This window comes from Planotetraspora silvatica (assembly GCF_016863315.1).
GTDB classification, from domain to species: Bacteria; Actinomycetota; Actinomycetes; order Streptosporangiales; family Streptosporangiaceae; genus Planotetraspora; species Planotetraspora silvatica.
Genome location: NZ_BOOQ01000034.1, coordinates 37,032 through 58,463, shown reverse-complemented (window position 1 = coordinate 58,463; position 21,432 = coordinate 37,032). Strand labels below are relative to the sequence as shown.

At 70.5% G+C, this 21,432-nt stretch carries 20 protein-coding genes; 10 read left to right on the top strand and 10 right to left on the bottom strand.

Annotated elements, in window-relative coordinates:
- Positions 1-200 precede the first annotated feature (200 nt).
- Together Psi02_RS25535 and Psi02_RS25530 are read left to right on the top strand one after the other, a co-directional pair.
- Positions 201-875, top strand: a complete 675-nt coding sequence (locus Psi02_RS25535) for a TetR/AcrR family transcriptional regulator (protein ID WP_239095146.1) — start codon at positions 201-203, stop codon at positions 873-875.
- Positions 872-1,555, top strand: coding sequence for a DNA alkylation repair protein (locus Psi02_RS25530; RefSeq protein ID WP_203978182.1), 684 nt, complete (start codon positions 872-874; stop codon positions 1,553-1,555). Before Psi02_RS25535 ends, Psi02_RS25530 begins: the two co-directional genes overlap by 4 nt.
- A gap of 90 nt (positions 1,556-1,645) precedes the next feature.
- Here the strand turns inward: Psi02_RS25530 and Psi02_RS25525 are convergent, their stop codons facing one another.
- The 5 genes from Psi02_RS25525 to Psi02_RS25505 form a co-directional block, all read right to left on the bottom strand.
- Complete coding sequence (locus Psi02_RS25525; RefSeq protein ID WP_203978181.1) at positions 1,646-3,061, bottom strand: cellulose binding domain-containing protein; 1,416 nt, start codon at positions 3,059-3,061, stop codon at positions 1,646-1,648.
- Between the two features lie 52 nt (positions 3,062-3,113).
- Positions 3,114-4,400, bottom strand: coding sequence for a beta-N-acetylhexosaminidase (locus Psi02_RS25520; protein WP_203978180.1), 1,287 nt, complete (start codon positions 4,398-4,400; stop codon positions 3,114-3,116).
- Positions 4,401-4,474: 74 nt separating this feature from the next.
- The gene (locus Psi02_RS25515) at positions 4,475-5,299 is read right to left on the bottom strand and encodes a carbohydrate ABC transporter permease (RefSeq protein ID WP_203978179.1); all 825 of its coding nucleotides are present in this window, start codon (positions 5,297-5,299) and stop codon (positions 4,475-4,477) included.
- Positions 5,296-6,384 (bottom strand): carbohydrate ABC transporter permease, encoded by a 1,089-nt coding sequence (locus Psi02_RS25510; RefSeq protein ID WP_239095145.1) that lies wholly within the window; start codon positions 6,382-6,384, stop codon positions 5,296-5,298. The genes Psi02_RS25515 and Psi02_RS25510 overlap by 4 nt, the downstream gene beginning before the upstream one ends.
- A 97-nt stretch (positions 6,385-6,481) precedes the next feature.
- Positions 6,482-7,756, bottom strand: a complete 1,275-nt coding sequence (locus Psi02_RS25505) for an extracellular solute-binding protein (RefSeq protein ID WP_203978178.1) — start codon at positions 7,754-7,756, stop codon at positions 6,482-6,484.
- Positions 7,757-7,891: 135 nt separating this feature from the next.
- Between Psi02_RS25505 and Psi02_RS25500 the strand changes: the two genes are divergently transcribed.
- Complete coding sequence (locus Psi02_RS25500) at positions 7,892-8,626, top strand: GntR family transcriptional regulator (RefSeq protein WP_239095144.1); 735 nt, start codon at positions 7,892-7,894, stop codon at positions 8,624-8,626.
- Between the two features lie 126 nt (positions 8,627-8,752).
- On the opposite strand, the gene Psi02_RS25495 is transcribed toward Psi02_RS25500, so the two are convergent.
- Both Psi02_RS25495 and Psi02_RS25490 read right to left on the bottom strand, forming a co-directional pair.
- Positions 8,753-10,150 carry an aminobutyraldehyde dehydrogenase gene (locus Psi02_RS25495; protein ID WP_203978177.1) on the bottom strand — a complete coding sequence of 466 codons (1,398 nt, stop codon included), beginning with the start codon at positions 10,148-10,150 and terminating at the stop codon, positions 8,753-8,755.
- Positions 10,151-10,155: 5 nt separating this feature from the next.
- Positions 10,156-11,424: a glycosyltransferase gene (locus Psi02_RS25490; RefSeq protein ID WP_203978176.1), complete on the bottom strand. Its 1,269-nt coding sequence runs from the start codon at positions 11,422-11,424 to the stop codon at positions 10,156-10,158.
- Positions 11,425-11,527: 103 nt separating this feature from the next.
- Between Psi02_RS25490 and Psi02_RS25485 the strand changes: the two genes are divergently transcribed.
- From Psi02_RS25485 to Psi02_RS25475, 3 genes are all read left to right on the top strand, one after another.
- A complete protein-coding gene (locus Psi02_RS25485) occupies positions 11,528-12,142 on the top strand; it encodes a TetR/AcrR family transcriptional regulator (RefSeq protein ID WP_203978175.1) in 615 nt (204 codons plus the stop codon).
- 92 nt (positions 12,143-12,234) lie between these two features.
- Complete coding sequence (locus tag Psi02_RS25480; protein ID WP_203978174.1) at positions 12,235-13,320, top strand: hypothetical protein; 1,086 nt, start codon at positions 12,235-12,237, stop codon at positions 13,318-13,320.
- Between the two features lie 18 nt (positions 13,321-13,338).
- A complete protein-coding gene (locus Psi02_RS25475) occupies positions 13,339-14,286 on the top strand; it encodes an SIS domain-containing protein (RefSeq protein ID WP_203978173.1) in 948 nt (315 codons plus the stop codon).
- A gap of 8 nt (positions 14,287-14,294) precedes the next feature.
- Here the strand turns inward: Psi02_RS25475 and Psi02_RS25470 are convergent, their stop codons facing one another.
- Positions 14,295-14,528: a hypothetical protein gene (locus Psi02_RS25470; protein ID WP_203957175.1), complete on the bottom strand. Its 234-nt coding sequence runs from the start codon at positions 14,526-14,528 to the stop codon at positions 14,295-14,297.
- 181 nt (positions 14,529-14,709) lie between these two features.
- Here Psi02_RS25470 and Psi02_RS25465 point away from each other — a divergent pair, with 181 nt between their 5' ends.
- Complete coding sequence (locus Psi02_RS25465) at positions 14,710-15,345, top strand: MerR family transcriptional regulator (RefSeq protein WP_203978172.1); 636 nt, start codon at positions 14,710-14,712, stop codon at positions 15,343-15,345.
- 3 nt (positions 15,346-15,348) lie between these two features.
- Here Psi02_RS25465 and Psi02_RS25460 read toward each other — a convergent pair whose 3' ends face one another.
- A complete protein-coding gene (locus tag Psi02_RS25460) occupies positions 15,349-15,930 on the bottom strand; it encodes a TetR/AcrR family transcriptional regulator (protein WP_203978171.1) in 582 nt (193 codons plus the stop codon).
- Between the two features lie 88 nt (positions 15,931-16,018).
- Between Psi02_RS25460 and Psi02_RS25455 the strand changes: the two genes are divergently transcribed.
- Entirely contained in the window at positions 16,019-16,654 is a 636-nt protein-coding gene (locus Psi02_RS25455; RefSeq protein ID WP_203978170.1) for an NAD(P)-dependent oxidoreductase, read from the top strand.
- Positions 16,655-16,796: 142 nt separating this feature from the next.
- Positions 16,797-18,746, top strand: coding sequence for a serine/threonine-protein kinase (locus tag Psi02_RS25450; protein WP_203978169.1), 1,950 nt, complete (start codon positions 16,797-16,799; stop codon positions 18,744-18,746).
- Positions 18,747-18,769: 23 nt separating this feature from the next.
- Here Psi02_RS25450 and Psi02_RS25445 read toward each other — a convergent pair whose 3' ends face one another.
- Positions 18,770-19,453 carry a PaaI family thioesterase gene (locus Psi02_RS25445; protein WP_203978168.1) on the bottom strand — a complete coding sequence of 228 codons (684 nt, stop codon included), beginning with the start codon at positions 19,451-19,453 and terminating at the stop codon, positions 18,770-18,772.
- A gap of 164 nt (positions 19,454-19,617) precedes the next feature.
- On the opposite strand from Psi02_RS25445, the gene Psi02_RS25440 reads away from it, so the two are divergent.
- On the top strand, positions 19,618-21,423 hold the full coding sequence (locus Psi02_RS25440; protein ID WP_203978167.1) for a CHAP domain-containing protein: 1,806 nt from the start codon (positions 19,618-19,620) through the stop codon (positions 21,421-21,423).
- The last annotated feature ends 9 nt before the right edge of the window (positions 21,424-21,432 follow it).

The window sequence follows — 21,432 nt, the reverse complement described above, 5'->3', positions numbered from 1 at the left end:
ACGGCGTGCTTGTGAAAGGTCGCAAGCGGGCGGAGCGGAGGCCCGCCGAGGCGATTCGCCCGACTTGGCAGGCATCGCGGCCGGGACGGGCGCCGACCAGGGGTGGAATGCCCGAAGTTGTACACACTCGCACGGGCCGGGCACAGGGAAACCTCGGGGCGTTCGAGCAAGCTCTTGCTCGAAGGCTCATAATGGTCGGCGTGAACCAGCGTAAGAACTCCGGCGCCACCGCCGCTCCCGTACGGGCGAAACGGACCGGTGCGACCGGCCCGGCGTCGGAGCGGCGCGACCATCTCGTGAAGCTCGCCGCCGAACTCTTCGCACGCAAGGGCTTCCAGGCCACCACGGTCCGCGAGATCGCCGACGAGGCGGGCATCCTCTCGGGAAGCCTCTACCACCACTTCGACTCCAAGGAGACGATCGTCGACGAGGTGCTCCGCACCTTCCTCGAGGACCTCATCGCCCGCTACCGCGCGGCGCTCGCCGACGCCGCCGACGCGCGCGCGGCCCTGTCCCAGCTGGTCAGCATCGGGTTCCACACCCTGGAGCCGCACCGCGCAGCCATCACGGTCATGCAGAACGACTGGAACTACCTCCGCTCGCTGCCCGGCGACCGCTTCGACTATCTCGTGCGGGCCGAGGACGAGGTCGAGCGCATGTGGATGGAACAGATCAGGCGTGGCCAGGCCAGCGGCCAGTTCCGCGCCGACGTCGACCCCAAGCTCACCTACCGCATGATCCGCGACGGGATCTGGGTGGCGGTCCGGTGGTTCCGTCCCGGCGGACGCCTCGACACCGACGCCCTCGCCGAGCACTACATCAAGGTGCTGTTCGACGGACTCGCCACCGGGGACCGGACGACGCAGCCGGCATGACACTCGTCGAGAAGGTGCGGGCCACGCTCGCCGAGGTGGCCGATCCGTCGAGTGCCCCCGCCATGCGGGCGTACATGAAATCGGAGATGCCCTACCTCGGGGTGACGGCGGTCCCCCGGCGGGCCGCCCTGCGGCGGGTCTTCGCCGAGCACCGACTGGAGTCGGCGCCGGAGTGGCGCAGGACCGTGCTCGCGCTGTGGCGGGAGGCCGAGTACCGCGAGGAGCGCTACGCCGCGATCGAGTTGTCGGGCTTCCGCTACTACAAGCCCTGGCAGACCCTCTACACGCTGCCCATGTACGAGGAGATGATCGTCACAGGGGCCTGGTGGGACTTCGTGGACGATCTCGCCATCCGCAGGATCGGACCACTGGTGCGGCTCTTCCCCGAGACGATGCGCCCGCTGATGCTGGAATGGGCCCACGACCCGGATCTGTGGAAGCGGCGTACGGCGATCCTCTGCCAGAACTCCTTCAAGGACGGCACCGACCGCGGCCTGCTCTACGCCTGTATCGAGCCGAGCCTGTCGGACATCGACTTCTTCGCCCGCAAGGCCATCGGCTGGGCGCTGCGCGAGTACGCCAAGACCGACCCGGTCGAGGTCGTCCGCTATGTCAGCCACCAGGGCATCTCCGGGCTGTCCCGGCGCGAGGCCCTGCGCAACATCGCCGGCCAGGGCTGAGGACAGGGACCGCCGGACCCGGGCTCAGGACACGGGGGCTGACGGCTCGCGCGCCCCGAATACGCGCGAGCCGTGCCGTCTCATCGCCGGTCAGGCACCGGGAACCGTGTCGACCCAGGCGGTCGACGCCGTGCGGTAGCCGTTGACCCGGTTGACCACTTCACTGGGCGCGACGACCTCGTTCTTCGCGTGGTAGAACCAGTCGACCTGCTGCACGTACGTGCGCGGGGTCGAACTGCCGATCTGGCCGCCGCTGATGAACCACAGGTTGAAGTTCACCGACTGCACGGTCTCGGGGTAGTAGATGCCGCCGTGCTCCGCGAACAGCGCGCCGTCGATGTAGTACTTGATCGTGCCGCCGGAGACCTGCAGCACCAGGTCGTGCCAGCCGTCGTAGCTCTGGCGGACCTCACCGTGGACGTTGACGGCCAGCCAGGGCTCGTTCTGGTAGGTCTCCCACGACGTGGCGTACATGATGCCGGAAGGCTCGCCCCAGCCTCCGTTGGGCAGGTACTCGAAGTCCTGCTCGCTGTAGTCCGGGTCGAGGTCGCGGTTGAGCGGCGTGATCGTGAAGAAGGTCTCCACGATGGCGTCGCCGTCGGGACCGCTGACGGGGGCGTCGGAGAACTTCACCCGGGCGGCGTAGGTGCCCTCGAGGAACTTGCGCTGGTTGAGCACCTCCGACTGCTGGGTGCCCGAACCGGTGCCGTCGGTGGCCGACTTGAGTTGCAGCGCCTTGTTGGAGCCGGAAACGACCGGGAAGGAGATGTTCTCCTTGGGCCAGGAGGCGCCGGGGATGCCGGGACCGCCCTGGTTCGTACGGATAGTCCAGTTGTGCGCGTTAATCCGCGTGTCGTTGGCGTCGGTGTAGGAGAAGTCGTCGAAGACGACTCCCGCGTTGCCGCCGGTGGGCGGCGGGCTCGGCGACGTGGGAGGCGTGGGGGTCGGCGTCGGCGTCGGATCGCCGCCCGCGGGGGCGTCACCCCAGACGAGTGCGCCGTTCTGATAGGCGGTCACCTTGGACCAGTCGGCGTAGGTGGTCCTGGACGAGCCGAAGGAGTAGTCGTCGCTCTGCGTGATCCGCTGCCAGTCGGCACGGTAGAAGCGCAACTGCAGGTCGCTCGTCTGGGCGCCGGGAGCGAGCGAGCCCGAGGTGAAGCCCACCTCCAGGTACCGGTCGGCGGTAGCCGTACCGGGGGAGATCGTGCCGAACGTGCCGGTCACGGTGGAGCAGGAGACCACCGCCCACGAGCAGGCGAAGCGGTACTGCTGCGTGGGCGAGTCGGCCTTGAAGTAGTAGCGGATCTTCACCGAGCTCAGCGGCACGGCCGTGGTGCCGCTGTTGACCAGGTTGAACCACGGCTCGACCTGGTCCGCCGTGGCTCCGGCGGCACTCGTCTTGTACTGGACGCGGAGTGAGGTCGCGGCGTCGGCCGGGAGTGCGGCCACGCCGATGAGGGCGAGGGCGGACACGAGTCCGCCGGCTAACCACTTCTTGCTGGACACTTTCGTCCTTTCCTTGGGTGCGATCCCCCGTGGTCTGGCGGTCCCCCGTGGTCTATGGGATGAACGGCCCGACCCGGACACCCTGGGCTTCCAGCCGGGCCAGGTGCGGGTGGAGTCGCTGGAGGAAGTCGGGGTAGTCGCCCGCGGAACCCCAGGCGACCTCGGCGAACGCGCAGAGCCGGGGAAAGGCCTGGCGCTCCACATCGGAGGGGGTGGGCATGTACTCGGTCCAGAGCTGGGCCTGGACGCCGAGGATCCGCCCGTCCGCCCGCTCGGGTGCGGCGGGAGGGTCGAAGTGGTAGGCCCCGGAGAGCGAGAGCACCCGGTCGGGCGCGAACGGGCCCGGCTCCAGGACCGGCGGGTAGTCGAGGTAGGTGCGCAGGTGAGGGGCGAGGACGACGTCCCTGCCCTCCAGCGTCGCCTGCGGGCCGCTCTCCTCGTCGAGCCAGGTCATCGTGGTCGCGCCCGGCGGGCCGTCGGCCTTCTCGTACCAGTAGACGAGCTTCCTGCCGTGGGCGGCGAGGTGCTCGGCCATCCGGGCGGTGATCCAGGCCCGCGCCGCGTGCGCGCCCGGCAGGCCGAGTTCGCGGATGCGCTCCTGGGCCCGCGGCGTGCGCTCCCACTCCCCCGGCAGGCACTCGTCGCCGCCGACGTGCACGTAGTCGTCGGGGAACAGCTCGACGACCTCGTCCAGCACGTCGTGGAAGAAGGCGATCGTGGACTCCTCCAGGTTGAGGGTGTGCTCGCTGATCCCCCACCGGTCCCACACGCCGAGCCGCCTGCCCGGGTCGTTGCCCAGGTGCGGGTAGGCGGCGAGCGCGGCCTGGACGTGCCCGGGCAGCCCGATCTCCGGGACGACGCGGACGAACCTGTCGGCCGCGTACGACACGATCTCGTGGATGTCGTCATGGGTGTAGTGGTCGCCGGTGACCTCGGTGAGCCGGGGATACCGCTTGATCTCCAGCCGCCAGCCCTGGTCGTCGGTCAGATGCAGCTGCAGTACGTTCAGCTTGAGCTCGGCGATCAGATCGATCAGCCGCAACACGAATTCCTTGGGCATGAAGTGCCGGGCGACGTCGAGCATCACGCCGCGCCAGCCGAAGCGGGGACCGTCCTCGATCGTCCCGTACGGCACGGCCGCGCCGAGTTGCCGCAGGGTCTGCCTGCCGTAGAACTCGCCGGCGGGCCCGCCGGCGGCCAGCTCGATCACGCCGTCGGAGACGCTCAGGCGGTACCCCTCCGGTCCCAGGTCACGATCATTTGACAGCAGTACGGCACTGTCCGCGTACGTGACGAAGCCCCCGAGGACGGCCAGTTCCCTCGGCCGCGGAATGATCACGTTGAGTTTCCCTCCAGGCAGGATTGACGAGCGGCCCGGCGGTGGGCCGCACGATGACACACGAGCGGGCCGGCTCAGCCCTTGACGGCGCCGGCGATGAATCCGGTGGTCACGCGGCGCTGCAGGACCAGGAAGACGAGCAGGACCGGCACCATGAACAGGGAGGCGGCGGCCATCGTCGCGCCCCAGTCGGTGCCGAAGACGTTGCTGAAGGACGAGAGCCAGACGGGCAGCGTCCGGTCGTCCTGGTTCTTGATGATCAGGGCGTTGGCGAAGGCGAACTCGTTCCAGGCGATGATGAACCCGAACAGCGAGGTCGACATCAGGCCGGGCGCGAGCAGCGGGAGGACGACGCGGCGGAAGGCGACCGCCCTGCCGGCGCCGTCCATCTGGGCGGCCTCCTCCAGCTCCGGCGGGATCGCCGCGAGGAACCCCCGCAGCGTGACGATGGTGAACGGCAGCGTGACGATGAAGTAGATGAGGGTCAGCATCGACAGCTTGTCGAGCATCCCGGTGTCGCGGGCGATGATGAACATCGGGATCAGCAGCGCCTCCCACGGCGCCATCTGCGCGACGAAGACCATCAGGATGAAGGCCTTCCTGCCGCGCCAGCGCATGCGAGCCACCGCGAAGGCGGCGAGCAGGGCGACGGCGAGCGCCAGCACCACCGCGGTGGCGGAGACGAGCAGGCTGTTGCGCCAGAACAGGGCGAAGCCGTCCGCGCCGACCGCGGTCCTGAAGTGGTCGAGCGTGGGGTGGAGAGGCAGGAACTGCGGGGTGTCGGCCTGGATGTCCCTGGTCGGCTTGAACGCGGTCACCACCATCCAGTAGACGGGGAAGACCGACACGACCAGCACGCCGAGGGCCGCGACGTTCAGGGGCAGCCGGCGGAGCTTCACAGGCCTTCTCCTTCGTGCTTGTACATGCGCCGCAGGTGCGCGACGAGGACGACGAGCAGGATGAGCACGGTGAGCGTCGAGATCGCCGAGCCGAGGTCGTACTTGTGCAGCGACTGGGCGACCTGGAAGGCGTACACCGGCAACGTGGTGGTGGCGTCGTCGGGGCCGCCCCGGGTGATCGCCCAGATCTGGGCGAAGCACTTGAACACCCAGATCACCTCGAGCGAGGTGATCAGGCCGAACAGCGGCCGCAACATCGGGAAGGTGACGCCGCGGAAGATCTGCCACGCGCCCGCGCCGTCGATCCTCGCCGATTCGTACAGCTCGGCCGGGATCGTGGTCAGCCCCGCGTACAGGGTGAGCGCCGCGAACGGCACCGACTGCCACACGATGAGCAGCACCATGATGGCGAATGTCGCCTGGCCGTTCGCGAACCAGCTGAACCCGTCGAACGAGTCGAAGCCCAGGGAGACGAGCGCCCAGTTGACGACGCCGAGCCTGGACTGGAACAGCCACTGGAAGACGGTGGTGGCGGCCAGGACCGGGGTGGCCCACGTGAGGACCAGGCCGCTCATCACCGCCAGCCGCATCCTCCTGCCGAGGCGGGCGATCATCAGCGCCGTGAGCGTGGAGATCACCATGATGAGGACGACGTTGACCGCGGTCCACACGAGTGTGCGGCGGACCACCGTCCAGAACTCGGCGCTGCCGAGCACGTCCTGGTAGTTCTCCAGACCGACGAAGGCCGCCCCGCCACGGATCAGCTCGCCGGTCCGGAAGTGCTGGAAGGAGATCACCACGCTGCGCAGCAGCGGATAGAAGAGCAGATAGGCCGTGCCGACCACGGTGGGCAGGACCAGCAGGTACGGCCAGGCCCCGGCGATCGTGCGCGCGGCGCCCCGGCCGGAGCGCCTGCGCCGGGGGTTCACGCCGGAGGGCCGGGCCGCCGCGGACGGGTCCCGGCCGCCGGTGTCCCCGGCATCGGGATGCGACGGCTCTCCGGCGCCGGGCCGGCGCCGCCCCGACGGTACGGAGATCCCGGCGGACAGGAGATTCCCGGGGGGTTGTGGAGCCTCGGAGGCCACGACTTTCCTCTCACACACCTGGCCCGCCCGTTCCGCCCCCTGGAAGGGAGGAGAGGGGGCGGAACGGGACAGGCGGCTCTCTCAGGACACCGGGCTCTCAGGACTTGGTGTTGAGAATCTCGCCGATGGACTGCGAGGCCTTGCCGGCCTCTGCGGCGGCGTCACCGGTGAGCGCCGCGGTCATGTACTCCTTGATGACGTTCTTGGCCTCGACCGCGGCCCAGTTGGGCGAGTTCGGCGTGGCGTGGCCGTTCGCGGCGCCGATCGCCATGGCCGCCGCCCCCTCGCTGCCGCTCAGCACGCCGGCGAGCGACACGCGGTTGGGCACGTACGACATCTCCTTGGCCATGTCGGTCTGGAACTTCTCGCCGGCGAGGGCCTTGACGACCTCGTAGGCCGCGTCCTGGTTCTTGGACGCCTCCGGGATGATCAGGTCGGAGCCGCCGGTGAAGACCGCGCCCGGCTTGTCCGCCGTCTTGCCCGGGATCGGGAAGAACCCGAGCTTGTCCTTCAGGTCGGGGTTGGCCTTCTCGATCGCGACCGCGCCGCCGGGGGCGGAGATCAGCTGCGCGACGTCGCCCTTGGCGAAGACGTCGGCCTGCGGAGGGTTGGCCTCGTCGGAGTCGCGCGGGCCGTCGCCGAGGGCCTGGAGCTTCTTGTAGAAGTCCATGCCCGCGAGCGCCTGCGGCGTGTCGAGGCCGCCCTTCCAGGTGGTCCCGTCGTTGACGGCCAGGTCGCCGCCCTCGTCCCAGATGAAGCCGGAAAGGGTGTACCAGTTCTGACCGGGGAGATAGATGCCCTGGTCGCCGCCCTTGTTCAGCTTGGTGGTGATGTCGATCCACTCGTCGCGGGTCTTCGGCGCGGCGGTGATGCCGGCCTTCTCGAAGAGGTCCTTGTTGTAGATGACGACACGGTTGGCCGCGTACCACGGGATGCCGTACTGCTTGCCGTCGATCTTGCCGGGCTCGGCGAGGCCGGGCAGCCAGTCGGCGCCGCCGAGGTCGGTGGTCTTGTCGGTGAGATCCTTGACGCCGCCACTCGCGGCGTACTCCGCGACCTGGGTGTTGCCGACCTCGATGACGTCGGGGGCGTCGTTGCTCGCGAGGGCGCTGGTGACCTTCTGCCCGATGCCGTCCCACTCCTGGACCTGGATGTCCAGCGTGGTTCCCGCGTGCGCGGACTGGTAGTCCGAGGTGAAGCGCTGGACCAGCGCGTCGGAGATGCTGTCCCGCATGATCCACACGGTGAGCTTGGTGGAGGGGGTGCCGCCCGCCGAGCCGGGGCCCTGACCCTGGGTCTCGGTGGAGGAACTGCACGCGGTGAGACCGGTTGCGATCGTGAGCACCGCGGCCGCGGCGAGAAGGCGCCTCATGGCTACTCCCAGTGGTCATATATTGGTAAGTAATTGGCCTGTTGCGGATAGAGTGGTCTTAACCAGTTGTGCCGTCAAGACCCATATTTAAAGGGAAATGTCGGCGAACTGGTAAGGCTTTGGTAAGGTCGAGGCGTGACTCTGAACACGGGAGCCGGGCTGAAACGCGACCGCGTGCGGGACTTCCTGCTGGACTTCGTCGCCGACATGAGGGCGGGTGAGGCCATCCCCTCCGAGCGAGACCTGTGCAAGGAGCTGGGAGTCTCCCGGCCGACCCTCCGGGCCGCGATCGACGACCTCGTCCGATCGGGCGTGCTCGTGAGAGAGCACGGCCGCGGCACCTTCACGGGACCGCACCGGGTCACCCAGGCCCTGGCGGCGACGCCGAGCGGATCGTTCTACGCGCCTCCGGCGGAGGGCCACTGGCTGAGCCGGATCCTGGAGTTCGGCTCTGCGCCGGCCGGCCCGCAGCTCGCCAGGCGCCTGCAGCTCGCCCCCGCCGCGCTCGTCCTGCGCGTGGTCCGGCTGCGCGTGGTGGACGACGAGCCGATGGCGATCGAGCGGCTCCATCTCCCCCACCTGCTGGTCGACGGGCTCGTCCCCGACGACATGGAGTCGGGCTCGTTCTACCGCGTGCTGCGCGAGCGGTTCGGGGTGGACGTGCGCAGCGCCGTCCAGACCATCGAGGCGACGGTCACCGACGAGACCGAGGCCGCGCTGCTGAGTGTGCCCGAACACTTCCCCGCGCTGATGGTCGAGCGGACGACGCGCGACGTGAACGGCGGAATCGTGGAGTTCACCCGGTCGATCTACCGGGGTGACCGTTACCGGGTGACCTCAGAACTGCACTTCGACGCCGCCTCGGGCTGACGCCGTTACATCCGGCACGACAAGGGCGCCCCTGCCCGGGCGGGCACCACGCCCGCAGACGTGACAGGCCCGGCCCGGACAGGCACCACGCCGCATGACGGGACGCCCGGCCCGGGCGGGCACCGGTCAGGCCGGCCGGAAGGAGTCGCGGGCCTGCGGGGCGGCGTGCTTGATCATCAGATGCCGGGTGACCGAGTACTCCTGCACCGCTTCCTGGCTCATGTCCTTGCCGAAACCACTGCCCTTGACCCCGCCGTGCGGGGCCTCCGACGCGATGGGGAGATGGTCGTTGACCCACGTGACCCCCACGTCGAGCCGGTGTGAGACCCGCAGCGCGCGGGACACGTCCGCGGACCACACCGACGAGGCCAGGCCGTACGGCGTGTCGTTGGCGAACCGCACGGCCTCGTCCTCACCGTCGAACGGGACGGCCACGAGCACGGGCCCGAAGATCTCCGACTGAACGATCTCGCTCGACTGGTCGGCGTCGGCGATGAGCGTGGGCGAGTAGTAGAAGCCGGGCCCGTCGATCGGCGTGCCGCCCCAGACGATCCGGCCGGAGGCGCGGCTCACGAAGCCGTGGACCCGGTCGCGGTGGGCCGCGGAGATCAGGGGGCCGATGTCCGCCCCCTCGTCCCACGGGTCGCCCGGTCGAACCCGGGACACGGCGTCCCGCAGCGCCTCGACGGCCTCGCCGTACCGCGATCTGTCGATGTAGACCCGGGTGGCGGCCGTGCAGTCCTGCCCCGTGTTGTACGTCGCGCCCATCACGACGCCCGCCGCCATGTCCTCCAGCGTCGCGTCTTCGAAGACCAGGGCGGGCGCCTTGCCGCCCAGTTCGAGGTGGACCCGCTTGAGGCCGTCGACCGCGCCCCGCATCACGGCCCGGCCGGTCTCGGTCGAGCCCGTCACGCTGACCATGTCGACACCGGGATCGGTCACCAGCGCCTGGCCGACGTCGGCGCCGCCGGTGACGACCTGGAGCAGGCCGTCGGGAGCGCCCGCCGCCGCGAACAACTCGGCGAGCCGCAGCGTGGTGCCGGGCGTCCGCGGCGCGGGCTTGATGACGACGGCGTTGCCGGCCGCGAGCGCCGGGCCCGCCTTCCAGACGGCCATGATGAAGGGGAAGTTCCACGGCGAGATCGACCCCACGACCCCGATCGGCCGCCTGACCAGGACCGACGTGTATCCCTTGCTGAGCACGCCCGCGCCGGTCCCCTCCAGCGACCTGGCCGCCCCGGCGAAGAACCGCAGGTTGTCGATGGCGAAGGGCAGTTCCCCGTCCCTGAACACGGCCGCGGGCTTGCCGGTCTCCGCGACCTCCAGCCGGGTCAGCTCGTCGGCGTCGCCCTCGACCAGGTCGGCGAGCCGCAGCAGCACGCGGGCCCGCTCCCCCGGCGTCGCGTCCCGCCACTGCTCGAACGCCTCCCGAGCCGTCTGGACGGCTCCGGCGACGTCCTCGGCCGCGGTGTCCGGCACGTCGCCGATCGTGCGCCCGTCCGCGGGATTGATCAACGTGGTCATCGAGGTCACGCCATCTTCTCGATCACATCGGCGGCCACGCGCAGGCCGTCCCGCCGGCGGATCTCCGCACCGGCCGCTTCCAGTCGCGACCGGAGATCCGTGTCGCCGAGGAGCCGGTCGACGGCGCCCACCAGTTCGTCGTCGGTGAAGCCGTAGGTGTCCAGGCGGACGCCGTAGCCGGTCTCGTCGACCCGCTGGGCGTTGTCGTACTGGTCCCAGAAGAGCGGGAGCACGATCATGGGCTTGCCGAAGTGCAGCGCCTCGGTGGTCGTGTTGTTGCCGCCATGGGTGATCACGAGATCGGCCAGCGGGAGGATCTTCGTCTGCGGCAGGAACTCGGCGCCCCACATGTTCGGGGCCAGCTCGATCTCCTCGTGCAGCGGGCCCTTGGAGACGATGTACCGGTGGGGCGTGCCGGCCAGGACGGAGATGATCCGGCGCATCAACTCGACGTCGGCCGACCCGAGCGAGCCGAGGGAGAAGTAGATGAGCGCGCCGTCCCCCGGGATCTCCGGCAGGGTGAACTCCTCGTCGGTCTCCCTGACCGAGGAGTCGAGCCGCGTCCAGGAGGCGTCAAGCGGCCGGTCGGCGACGTAGTCGACGATCTCGGGATAGACGTAGAGGTTGGCGTCGCCCTCGTGCACGAACTCGAGATCGGGAAGGGCCGGCGCGCCCTGCTCGACGACCCACTCGTTGAAGGAGGTCCACAACTCGCGGTGGGTCCTGTCGTACTCGGCGCGGAACTCCGCCCATCCGGTCCCGTCGGCGGGCAGTCCCGAGAAGACCGGTGCGACCCCCGGGCCGTTCACCTCGAGCGGGTTGCACGACACGATCCGCACGAACGGCACGCCCGCCGTCACTAGAGCGGGGAACGCGATGACGTTGTCCTCGACGATCACGTCGGGCCTGACGCGCCCGATGATGTCCTTGAGCTGCGGCTCGCAGTGCTTCGCACCCTCGGCGAGAGCCTCCCAGATCGGCTTGGTCACCGTCTCCAGCTGCTCCAGCGTGCTCTTGCGATACTCGGGGGCCGTGTCACGGATGAAGTCCTTCCAGAACTGCCCCGGATCCTGCTCCTCCTCGGCCGGCGGAGCGAGGTCGACCAGGTCCTCCTCGAAGCCCAGCGCCTCCAGCTTCCCCTGCCAGGACGCCTCGGCGGCGAACACCACCCGATGACCGCGCCGGCGCAGGACGTCGCCGATCCCGATGCAGTTGTTCGTCGGCCCGTAGGCGCTCTCCGGCATGAACAGGATGGTGAGTCGCTTGTCTGTCATGTGGGGGCTCCCTGGATATTGTTGAATTGAGATTCAAATGCGCGGCCGGCGTTCCCGTCAAGGGCTGGGGCGTCGCGCTGCGGGCGCGGTGAATCGGAGTGCAATGACCCAGCGCAAGAGCAGGGCCGACCGCAGGGCCGACCTCATCGACGCGGCCCGCAGGGCGATGATCCGGCACGGCGCCGAGGGCGTGCATCTCAACCAGATCGCCGAGATGGCCGGTCTCACGTCAGGCGCCGTGCTCTACCACTATCCCGACCTGCGCGACCTGCTGATCGAGGCGCACCACGCGGGGATGGAGCGCTTCTACGAACAGCGGATCAGGAAGGCCGCCGGCATCGCCGACCCCGCGCGGAAGCTGATCACCACGATCCGTTCGGGTCTCCCGGAGGGCCCCGACGACGCCGGCGTCCGTCTCCTGTGCGAACTGGGCGGCGCCGCGGGGCGCAACCGGGTGTACGGCACGCTCCTGACGACGTTGTTCGACCGGCAGGTCTCGATGTACCAGGCCATCTTGGAGACGGGGGCCGCCCAGGGGGTCTTCACGCTGGCCGGGGACTCCGAGACCATCGGCCGCAATCTCGTCGCCCTCGAGGACGCGTACGGCTACCGCGTCGTCGCCCGTCATCACTCGATCGACGCGGAGGCCGCCGTGGAACTCGTCCTCGGCTACGCGCGGCTCGCGACGGGCAACCCGCTCACGCCGATCCCCCGCTGACCGCCGGCTCTGTTGCGGCCCAGCTCAGAGTCGTGCTTCCATCATGAGCTCGACGTCCGTCGCCGAAGTTGAACCCTGATTCAGGAGATCGCGTGGAACACTCGCCGTGGCCGACCGTGGAGCGGCGGCCCGACGGCATGCTCGCGCTCGAAGCGGGCGCCGGCGTCACCCAGTCGGTGGTGCGGGCTCTGGCACGAGGGGCGGCCCCACCGCCGCCCTTCACCGTGCGGGCCCTCGCGCCGCTGCCCGAGGTGCCGCCCGGTGAACGGGCGATCACCGTGGACCAGACCAACCACTCCGTCATCGCGGGTGAGGCCGTGGTCGTCAAGTGGTTCCCCGTCCCTTCCCGGGCGCCTCATCCCGCTCCCGCCCTGCTGACCCATCTCGCGGGGTTCGCCAGGACGGCCACGCCGTACGCCGTGATCTTCTGGGAGGACGCGCTGGTCGCCCTGGTCACGGCTTACCTGCCCGGCGCGCGCGACGGATGGGAGTGGTGCGTGGACGAGGCGGTCGCCGGCCGCACCGCCTTCGCGACCGAAATCGGGCGGCTCGCGGCCGAGTTGCACGCGGCGATGGCGTCGCCATCGGAGGCCTTCCCCGATCCCGTACGGCTCCCGCCCCCGCTCGCCTTCGCGGCACGGGCCGAGGACGCGTTGGGGGAGGCCCTGGCGCTCACCGGCGGGGACGACGGCGAGTGGCTGGCTCGGCACGCCGGGGCGTTGCGGGCCGAGATGGCGTCACTGTCGTCCACCGGCCGCACCCCGCTGATCCACATCCACGGTGACCTGCACGTGGGGCAGATCCTTCAGTGGCGTGACGGCTACGCGGTCGTCGACTTCGACGGCAACCCGACGGTGACGGAGGCCGAGGTGTTCCAGCCCGCGGCACGTGACCTGGCGCAATTGCTGACCAGCCTCGACCACGTCGGCCAGGTGGCGATCTTGCGGCGGTCGGCGGACCCGGCGGCGACGGCCGCCTGGGTGACGGCCGTCAGGGAGGAGTTGGGGACGGCCTACGAGAACGGGCTCGCGGACGCGGGACGGGCGGACCTGCTCGACCGGTCGCTGGTCAGGCCGTTCGAGATCGAGCAGGAATGCCGCGAGCTGATCTACGCGGCCCGGCATCTGCCGCGCTGGCGGTACGCCCCCATGGGCGTGTTGCGGGCATGGTTCGCGTGATCACGACAAGGGGTGGGTGTGGACGCTGAGCGGTTCGTGACCGATCTGGAGGCCAAGCCGGAGGCGCTGGGCAGGCTGGCCGGGCTGCTCGACGGGGGCGACCCGTTCGACGGGCTGCCGGACGCCTGCGACCGGATCGTCTTCCTGGGGATGGGCAGCTCGCGGTACGCCGCGGGGGTCGCGGCCCAGCGACTGCGCGCGGCCGGCGTCGACGCCGTCGCCGAGCACGCCTCCGCGTCGGCCGGCACCCTTCCCGGGCCGCGGACCGTGGCGGTCGCGATCTCGGCGTCGGGCGGCAGTCGGGAGACGCTCGACGCGCTGTCCCGCCACATCGGCAGGTCGTTCGTCGTCGCGATGACCAACAGGCCGGGGTCCGCCGTCACGGAGGGCGCCGATCTCGTGGTGCCCATGACGGCAGGTGAGGAGGCCGGTGGTGTCGCCTGCCGGACCTTCCAGCACACCCTCGCCCTCCTGCTCGCGATGACGGGGAAGGTGGACGTCCCCGCCCTCGTGCGGAGGGCTGCCGAGGCCACCGCCGACCTGCTCGACCGGCGGAGAGACTGGCTGGCGGAGGCCGTACGCCTGCTCGACGGCCCGCACGGGGTCTACACGATCGCCCCCGCCGAGCGGTTGTCGTCCGCCGAGCAGTCCGCGTTGATGTTCCGCGAGGGACCGCGCCGCCAGGCCGACGCCTGCGAGACGGGCGACTGGGCCCACGTGGACGTGTATCTGACCAAGACCTACGACTACCGGGCGATCATGTTCCCGGGATCACGCTACGACGAGCAGGCGATGGAGTGGATCCGCGAGCGGGGGTCGACCGTCCTCACGGTCGGCGGGGACCTCGAGGGGCAGGCCGCCTCCGTCCGCTACCTTCACGACGACGATCCCGACGTGGCCCTGCTCACCGAGCCTCTGGTGGCCGAACTGGTGGCGGCGGCCTACTGGCGCTCGGCTCAGGCCTGAGCCCGGGGTCAGCGCCAGCCCAGCCGGGAGGCCGCGCCGTCGGGGACGTAGCCGTCGGATCCGGCCTCACCGATCCACAGGATCTCGTCGTATTCGGCGAGCGGTCCGACGGTGTGGCCCATGGGCATGCGCGGCTGGACGGCGAACCTCACCTCGAGGTCGGAGTCGTAGCGCTCCAATGCCTCGATGAGATCTCCCACGGTGTGAATGCCCTGCGTCTTCCCGCGCCTGTGCCTGCCCATGGGTTCTCCGCGCGATTGTCCGGTGCCCCAGAATCGACCGGTGCCCAGATCGACCGGTGCTCAGATCAGAGGGTAGACGGAGCGTAGCCCATCGGCCCCGAGAGTGACTATGGTCGCTCAGAGCTCATCGCCACCCCGTGCACACACGCTGGATAGTCGGGCTATCCATTAGTATCCCCCCATGCGGATCTCCCAGCTGAGCGCCGAGTCCGGGGTGCCCATCCCGACGATCAAGTACTACCTGCGCGAGGGGCTTCTCCCCCAAGGCGAGCAGACCTCGGCGACGCGCGCGGAGTACGGCCCCGCCCATCTGCGCAGGCTCCGCCTCATTCGTGCGCTCCTCGAGGTGGGACGAGTGCCGGTCGCGGCGATACGCAGGGTGATCGAGGCCGTCGAGGACGAGCGGACCGACGTCCACACCATGCTGGGCACCGCCCACTACGCCCTCGCCTCCCCTCCGGAGCCGCACTCCGCCGGCGACGAGGAGTGGACACGGGCGCGCGACGACGTCGACCGGCTGATCGCCGGCCTGGGATGGCGGGTCGGCCCGTTCGCGCCCGGCCGCGACGAACTCGCGCAGACACTCGTCACACTCGAACGTCTGGGCATGCCCGCCACCGACGCGGACCTGCTCGTCTACGCCAGGACGGCCATGGACCTGGCCCGCGACCACGAGATGGGCAAGATCCCCTTCGACGGTCCGCGCGACGTCGCGGTGGAGACGCTGGTGATCTGCACCGTGATGTACGGCAAGGCTCTCGACGTGTTCCGGCGCCTCGCGCACGAGTCGGAGTCCGCCAGGATCCTGGAGGCGTGACCCCTATCGCGGGGCGAGCCCGGCGATGAGCGTCGCGACCAGGCCGGGCGCCAGGGCGTCGTCCGGCCCCAGGTCGACGAGGCTCCCGAGGACCGACCGGTGGTGGCAGGCGCCCAGGAGAAGCGCCGCCGCGCTGTCGGGGTCCGCGTCCGCGTCCACCCTGCCGATCTTCTGCTCCTCCCGCAGGTAGGCCCCCAGAAGCAGGATGGGCAGGTGCGGGCCGCCGCCGGTCTCCGCCAGCATCGCGCGGAAGCCGGTCAGCAGGGACGCCTCCGCGAGCAGGCCCGCGCTCAACGGCAGCGACCTGCGGTAGAACGCGATCGCCGCCCGGGCGAACTCCTCCAGGTTCTCCGCCACGGTCGCGACGCCGACCTGCCCGCTCAGCCTGGCCACGGCGGGCGTCAGCGCCGGCATGCGTTCGAGCAGCACCGCGTGGAAGAGGTCCTCCTTGCGGCTGAAGTGCTTGTAGAGAAGGGCCTCCGAGCAGCCCGCGGCCCGGGCGATCTCCCGGGTGGTCGCCCGGGCCAGGCCGAGCTCGTTGATGACCTGTTCGGCCGCGGCGACGATGCGGTCGCGAGTGCCCACGTATGACTCTTCCGGTATTGACGGGTGAGTGAATACTCACCACTATATGGGTGAGTGAGTGCTTACTAACCATCAATCTGGGGGCACAGTGCGCATCATCGTCTTCGGCGCCACGCGCGGCACAGGGCGCCATTTCGTACGGCTCGCGCTCGCGGAGGGCCACGACGTGGTCGCGGTCGCCAGGAAGCCCGAAGCCGTGACGGAGCGGCATCCGAACCTCTCCGTACGGCAGGGCGACGTGCTGGCGCCGGAGACCCTCGACGTGAAGGGAGCCGACGCCGTCGTCTTCCTCGCGGGGCCCAGCGAGGCCGGCCCCACCCGGCTCTACTCACAGGGAGGCCGGAACGTCATGGACGCCATGACCGGGCAGCAGGACGGACACGCCGCACGCAGGCTCGTCGTGGTGACCAACGCACTCGGCGACCACCCGTCGGCCGCGCCGCTCCAGCGCCTGCTGACCCGGTTGGCGCGGGCGACGGCGCTGCGCCACGTGCATCGTGACGCCCGCCTGCTCGAACGGGAGATCCTCGGCCGCGACCTCGACTGGACCGTGATCCAGCCTCCGCGCCTGACCGACAAGCCGGCCACCGGCGTCTACCGCACGGCCCTGAACGACTGCGTCCGGGGCGGGCTGACCATCTCCAGGGAGGACCTCGCCCACTACGTGCTCACGGCCGTCGCCGCGCCCGAGACGATCAGGGCGACGGTCGGGATCGCCCACTGACCGGTCGGTGATCGCCGACTGACCGCTGTCGCGTTCCCGCGAAGGGGCGTCAGGACTACAACCATGCGGTGACATTATGCTCCGGTGACAATCGGCCTTTCGGATGAGACCTTGGTGCAGGGCTATCCGAAGGGGCCGCGTCATGAACGCCTGGTCGGTTCCCGGATACCGGGAAGTGCGAGAGCTCGGCACCGGTGGTGCCGGCAGGGTCGTGCTCGCGACCTACTCGACCACCGGGGCCTACGTCGCGATCAAGTACCTGCATGACGGGCTGCGCGGCGACCCGCGCTTCCTGAGGGGGTTCCGCCAGGAAGCCCGCATCATGGTCGAGCTGAACGACCCCGCCATCGTGCGGCTCTACGAGTACGTCGAGACCCGCGACGGCGCCGCCATCGTCATGGAGTTGGTCGACGGGGTTCCGCTGAGACGGATCCTGAGCGAGCACGGCGCGACCAGCCCGGAGGCGGCGCTGGTCGTGCTCAAGGGCTCGCTGACCGGCCTTTCCCTCGCCCACGCGTCCGGCATCGTCCATCGCGACTACAAGCCGGAGAACGTGCTCGTCCAGGCCGACGGGGCGAGCAAGCTGTCGGATTTCGGCATCGCCACGCCCGGCACCGAGCCCGGCGTCCCCGCGGGCACGCCGCCCTACATGGCGCCCGAGCAGTGGGATGACGGCGCGGTCAGCCCGGCCACCGACGTCTACGCCGCGACCTGCGTGTTCTTCGAGTGCCTCACCGGGCGCAGGCCGTACCGGGCCGATCACCTCGCGGGGCTGCGCCACCGGCACAAGACCGCGCCGATCCCGGCCGAGGAGGTGCCGAGCGCGGTGCGGGGCCTGGTGACGCGGGGTCTCGCCAAGAACCCGGCGGACCGGCCGCCGACCGCGGGAACGTTCCTCGGCGAGCTGGAGGACGCCGCGGCCGCCGGCTACGGACCCGACTGGGAGCAGCGTGGCCGCCGCCGGCTCGCGGAGTTGGCCACCCTCCTCGCTCTGGCGTTCCCCCTCGCCAAGCCGGCCGAGCCGGTCGAGGTGGCCAGTTCGGTCGCCCGCACCGTGCTGTCCGGCCGGCTCCGGTCCTTCGTTCCGCGGTTCGCCGTCGGCGGCGCGGTGTTGTCCGTGGTGGTGGTCGCCGCCCTGGTCGCGGCGAACCGGCAGACCCCGGTGGCCGACAACTCGCCGATCGTGCCCCCCGTGCACGCGGAGGACGCGGGGCCGTCCGCCGGCCCCTCCACCCCGTCACCGACGCCCTCGCCCAGACGTTCCAAGGCGCCCGCCGGGACCGGCACGTCACCGAGCGATCCCCCGGCCGGCGCCGCCCCGGATCCTCCGTCCGATCCCTCGACCGATCCCCCGTCCGATCCTCCGCCCGGGTCGCCGTCTCCGCCCGCCGTCACGCCGTCAGGCACCCCGGTGGTCACGCCGAAGCCGGCGCCGCCGAAGGTGACGAGCCTCGGCATCGACGGATTCGACGGGCAGTCGGCGACGATCCACGTCCGGGCCGCGAACGGCAGGAAGGTCACGCTGACGGTCCGCTTCTCCGAAGGCTCGGCGCCGGACGACCTCGATCCCCTGCCTCCGCAGATCATCCCGCTTGCGGGCGCGACGTCCTACGAAACGGGAGTCCAGCAGGGTTTTCCCGCCCCGGAGTGCGACACGACCGTCTACCGCAGGATCGAGGCCGGCACCTCTCCGGAGGCACCGGGCGGCACGCGGACCACGACGTTGCGGGTCACGGGGGCGCCCTGCCCCTCTCCCACGGTCGACAGCGTCAAGATCTCCGGCTGGGACGGCACGGAGGTCGACGCCGACATCGGCACCGGAGGCACCGGCCCGGTGAAGGTGACCGTCCAGTTCAGCCGAGACGGCCGTCTCGTCGACACGGTGACGCGGACGTTGCGCGGACAGACGGCCTACTCCTTCAGCGCGAGCGCCGATCTCGGCCCGGCCGACTGCGTGAAGGTGAACGAGTTCACCGCAGTGATCACCACCGAGCCTGGATCCGCCAACGGCCCGCAGCGCGCGTCGATCCGGAAGGTGTGCACGCGGGAGCCCGTCCCGCCGACCCCGGGTGAGCCGGGCCTCCCGTCGTGACCGCGCCTTTGCTCTGACCTGCTCTACTGCGCGGGCGGTGCGCCCTTTGCCGGAGGCGGCCCGTTCACCGGAGCCGGCTGCTGACCGGGCTCGGCCGGCCGCATCCAAATCTCGGGGGTGACGAACAGGCCGGTCGCCTCGACGAGCGGCGTGCCGTCGGGAAGGGCGATCGAACCGTCCGCCCAGGTCTTACGCCCTTCGCTGCGGGTGACGTTGGCGGTGGCCACGACCCGCTCGCCGTACGGGACCCGCTGCCTGTAGCGGATGGTCAGCGTGCCCGTCACGCCCCCTCGGCCGGAGGCGGCCACGGCGTCCCCGAGGAGATGATCGAGGATCATCGCGCTGACGCCGCCGTGCACTCCGGCGGGCGGCCCCTCGTGGGCGGGCCTGAAGTTCACATCGGCGCGGGAGCCGCCCTCGGGCGACCGCTCGACCTCCAGGGGCAGGGCATGGGGGTTGCACGCGCCGGTGACGGCGTTGCCGAGATGCCGGAACGTCCCGTCGGGGGCGAACTCGTGCGGCAACGCGGTGTCGCGCCGGACGGCCCGGAGGCGCTCGGTGAGAGCCACGAGTTCGGCGGTCACGGCCGCGATCTCGGTCTCGTCAACGTCGGTCAGCACGACCGCGTCCATCAGTTCCCTGGTCTGCTGGGACAACACCGCCAGGGCCGCCAGTTGCGCTTCCCCGTTGGCGAGTTCGATCGTCATGGCGCCGATTCTAGAACATGTTCTAGCCCTACCTGGCCGATTTGTCATGTTTAGGTAGATAGATTTGACTTTGTCTAGATATATGCCGTTTTGCGAAGGTAGCGTGCCACGTCACCAGAACCCCTCGACTGAACGACAGGCCCACCCTTCGCATGAGCCCCGAGATGAAGAAACTTCTCCACCTCCTGCACACCCAGGTCGGATACGGCGAGCAGGCGAGTGGCTACACCAAGTTCGGACATTGGTACGACACCGTCGAGAACGATGCCGACTACACCAGCCAGCCGTGGTGCGACATGTTCCTGTCGTGGGGCGCCCACAAGCTCGGCTACGCCCCCTGGTTCGGGCAGTTCGCCTACACGGTCAGTCACGCGCGGTGGTTCAAGCAGCACCACGCCTGGGGGTCCACCCCGGTGCCCGGCGCCGTCGTCTTCTTCGACTGGGCGGGAACGGGCACGATCGACGGCATCGACCACGTCGGCATCGTCGTCAAGGTCGCCGGGAAAAAGATCCACACCATCGAGGGCAACACCGGTGGCGGGCAGGTCCGCGAGCAGGTCCGCGACCAGAGCTCGGTCGTGGGATACGGGTACCCGGAGAAGATCCGGACGCACCAGGAGCAGAAGGTCATCAAGGCGGGAAGGGCGACGGCCGCCGCGACCGCCCACCAGACGATGTCCCTGCCGTCGGCCGCCCCCCACCCTGCCGAAGCGCCCCCTGCCGCGGCACCCACCGCTGCGCCCATGCCACCCGCGACACCCGCGACCCCGCCTGTCGGGTCACCCACGGCCCCCACCGCCACCGCGCCCGTCGCACCATCTGCGGCCCCCACCGCCACAGCACCCACCACGCCACCCGCGACACCCACCGCAGCGCCCAGCGCGTCACCCGCGACCTCCCCTGCGCCGGCGCACGCCGTGGCGCGGCCTGCCGCGTCCAGGCCGCCCCACCACCTGTCACGCGCCGGCCAGACGACGCCCGGGCGGATGGAGCCGGCCGCCTCTTCCTCGACGGCGGCGAGCGCGACCGGCCTGACGGACGGCGCGTCGGTGACCGTGCGGCCCGCGGTCGTGGCGACGGACGCCTCGGCCGGCGCGGGAACGGCGGCGCACTCCGATCCGGACGCGAGAACGGCCTCCCACATCACGCCCGCCTCCATATTCGAGCCGGCGACGACGACCAGACCCGTCGCCGATTTCCAGCCGCTTCCGGGCATCCCCCCGCAGCTCGGCGATACGGCGATCATCACCCCGCTGCTCGTCGCCGTGCTGGCCGCCGCCTACGTGAAGGTCCGGCGAGGTGCCGTACGGCGTGCCATCACCGATGGGGCCGCGCAGGCGATCCTCGATTCTCCGGCCGCGAGCCGTACACCGGGGAACACCACGTCCGGTGAGGAGCGCGGGTGGTTCACCCCCGTCCGGATGAACGCCGTGGCCGACCGCGCGGACGTCCCGCCGCCCCCGCTCTGGCCGACGACGCCGGTGAACCGACCGGCCGCGCCACCGCCACCGCCACCCACGGACGCACATCCAGCGGACGCACACCCGGCCGACGCACACCCAGCGGACGCACACCCGGCCGGCGTACACCCGGCCGGACCGAGCGCCGTCCCGGAGCCGGAGCCCGTCTACTTCATGCCCGACCTGCCGGATCCGAGCGCCCCCGAGGGGCAGACAACCCCCGGCCCGAGCCTCTACCAGGGCAGCGACGGACTCGCGAACGCACTCGAAGCCTTCTGGAACACCAATCTCCAGGAGGGGCACGCCGACATCCCCGCCGCCGCGGCCCCGAATGACCGGCCCATCCCGGACATGCAGGCGAGGCCGGACGAGCACCACACAGAACAGCGCGCATCAGATGTGCGGCGGGCGGACGAGCAGCCGGCGTCGGACAGGGAGCCGGCATCGGATGAGCGGCCGTCCCCCGCTCGGCCGCGTCGTCCCAAGGGCGGCCGTCACCGCAAGTCCTGACCCCTCCCC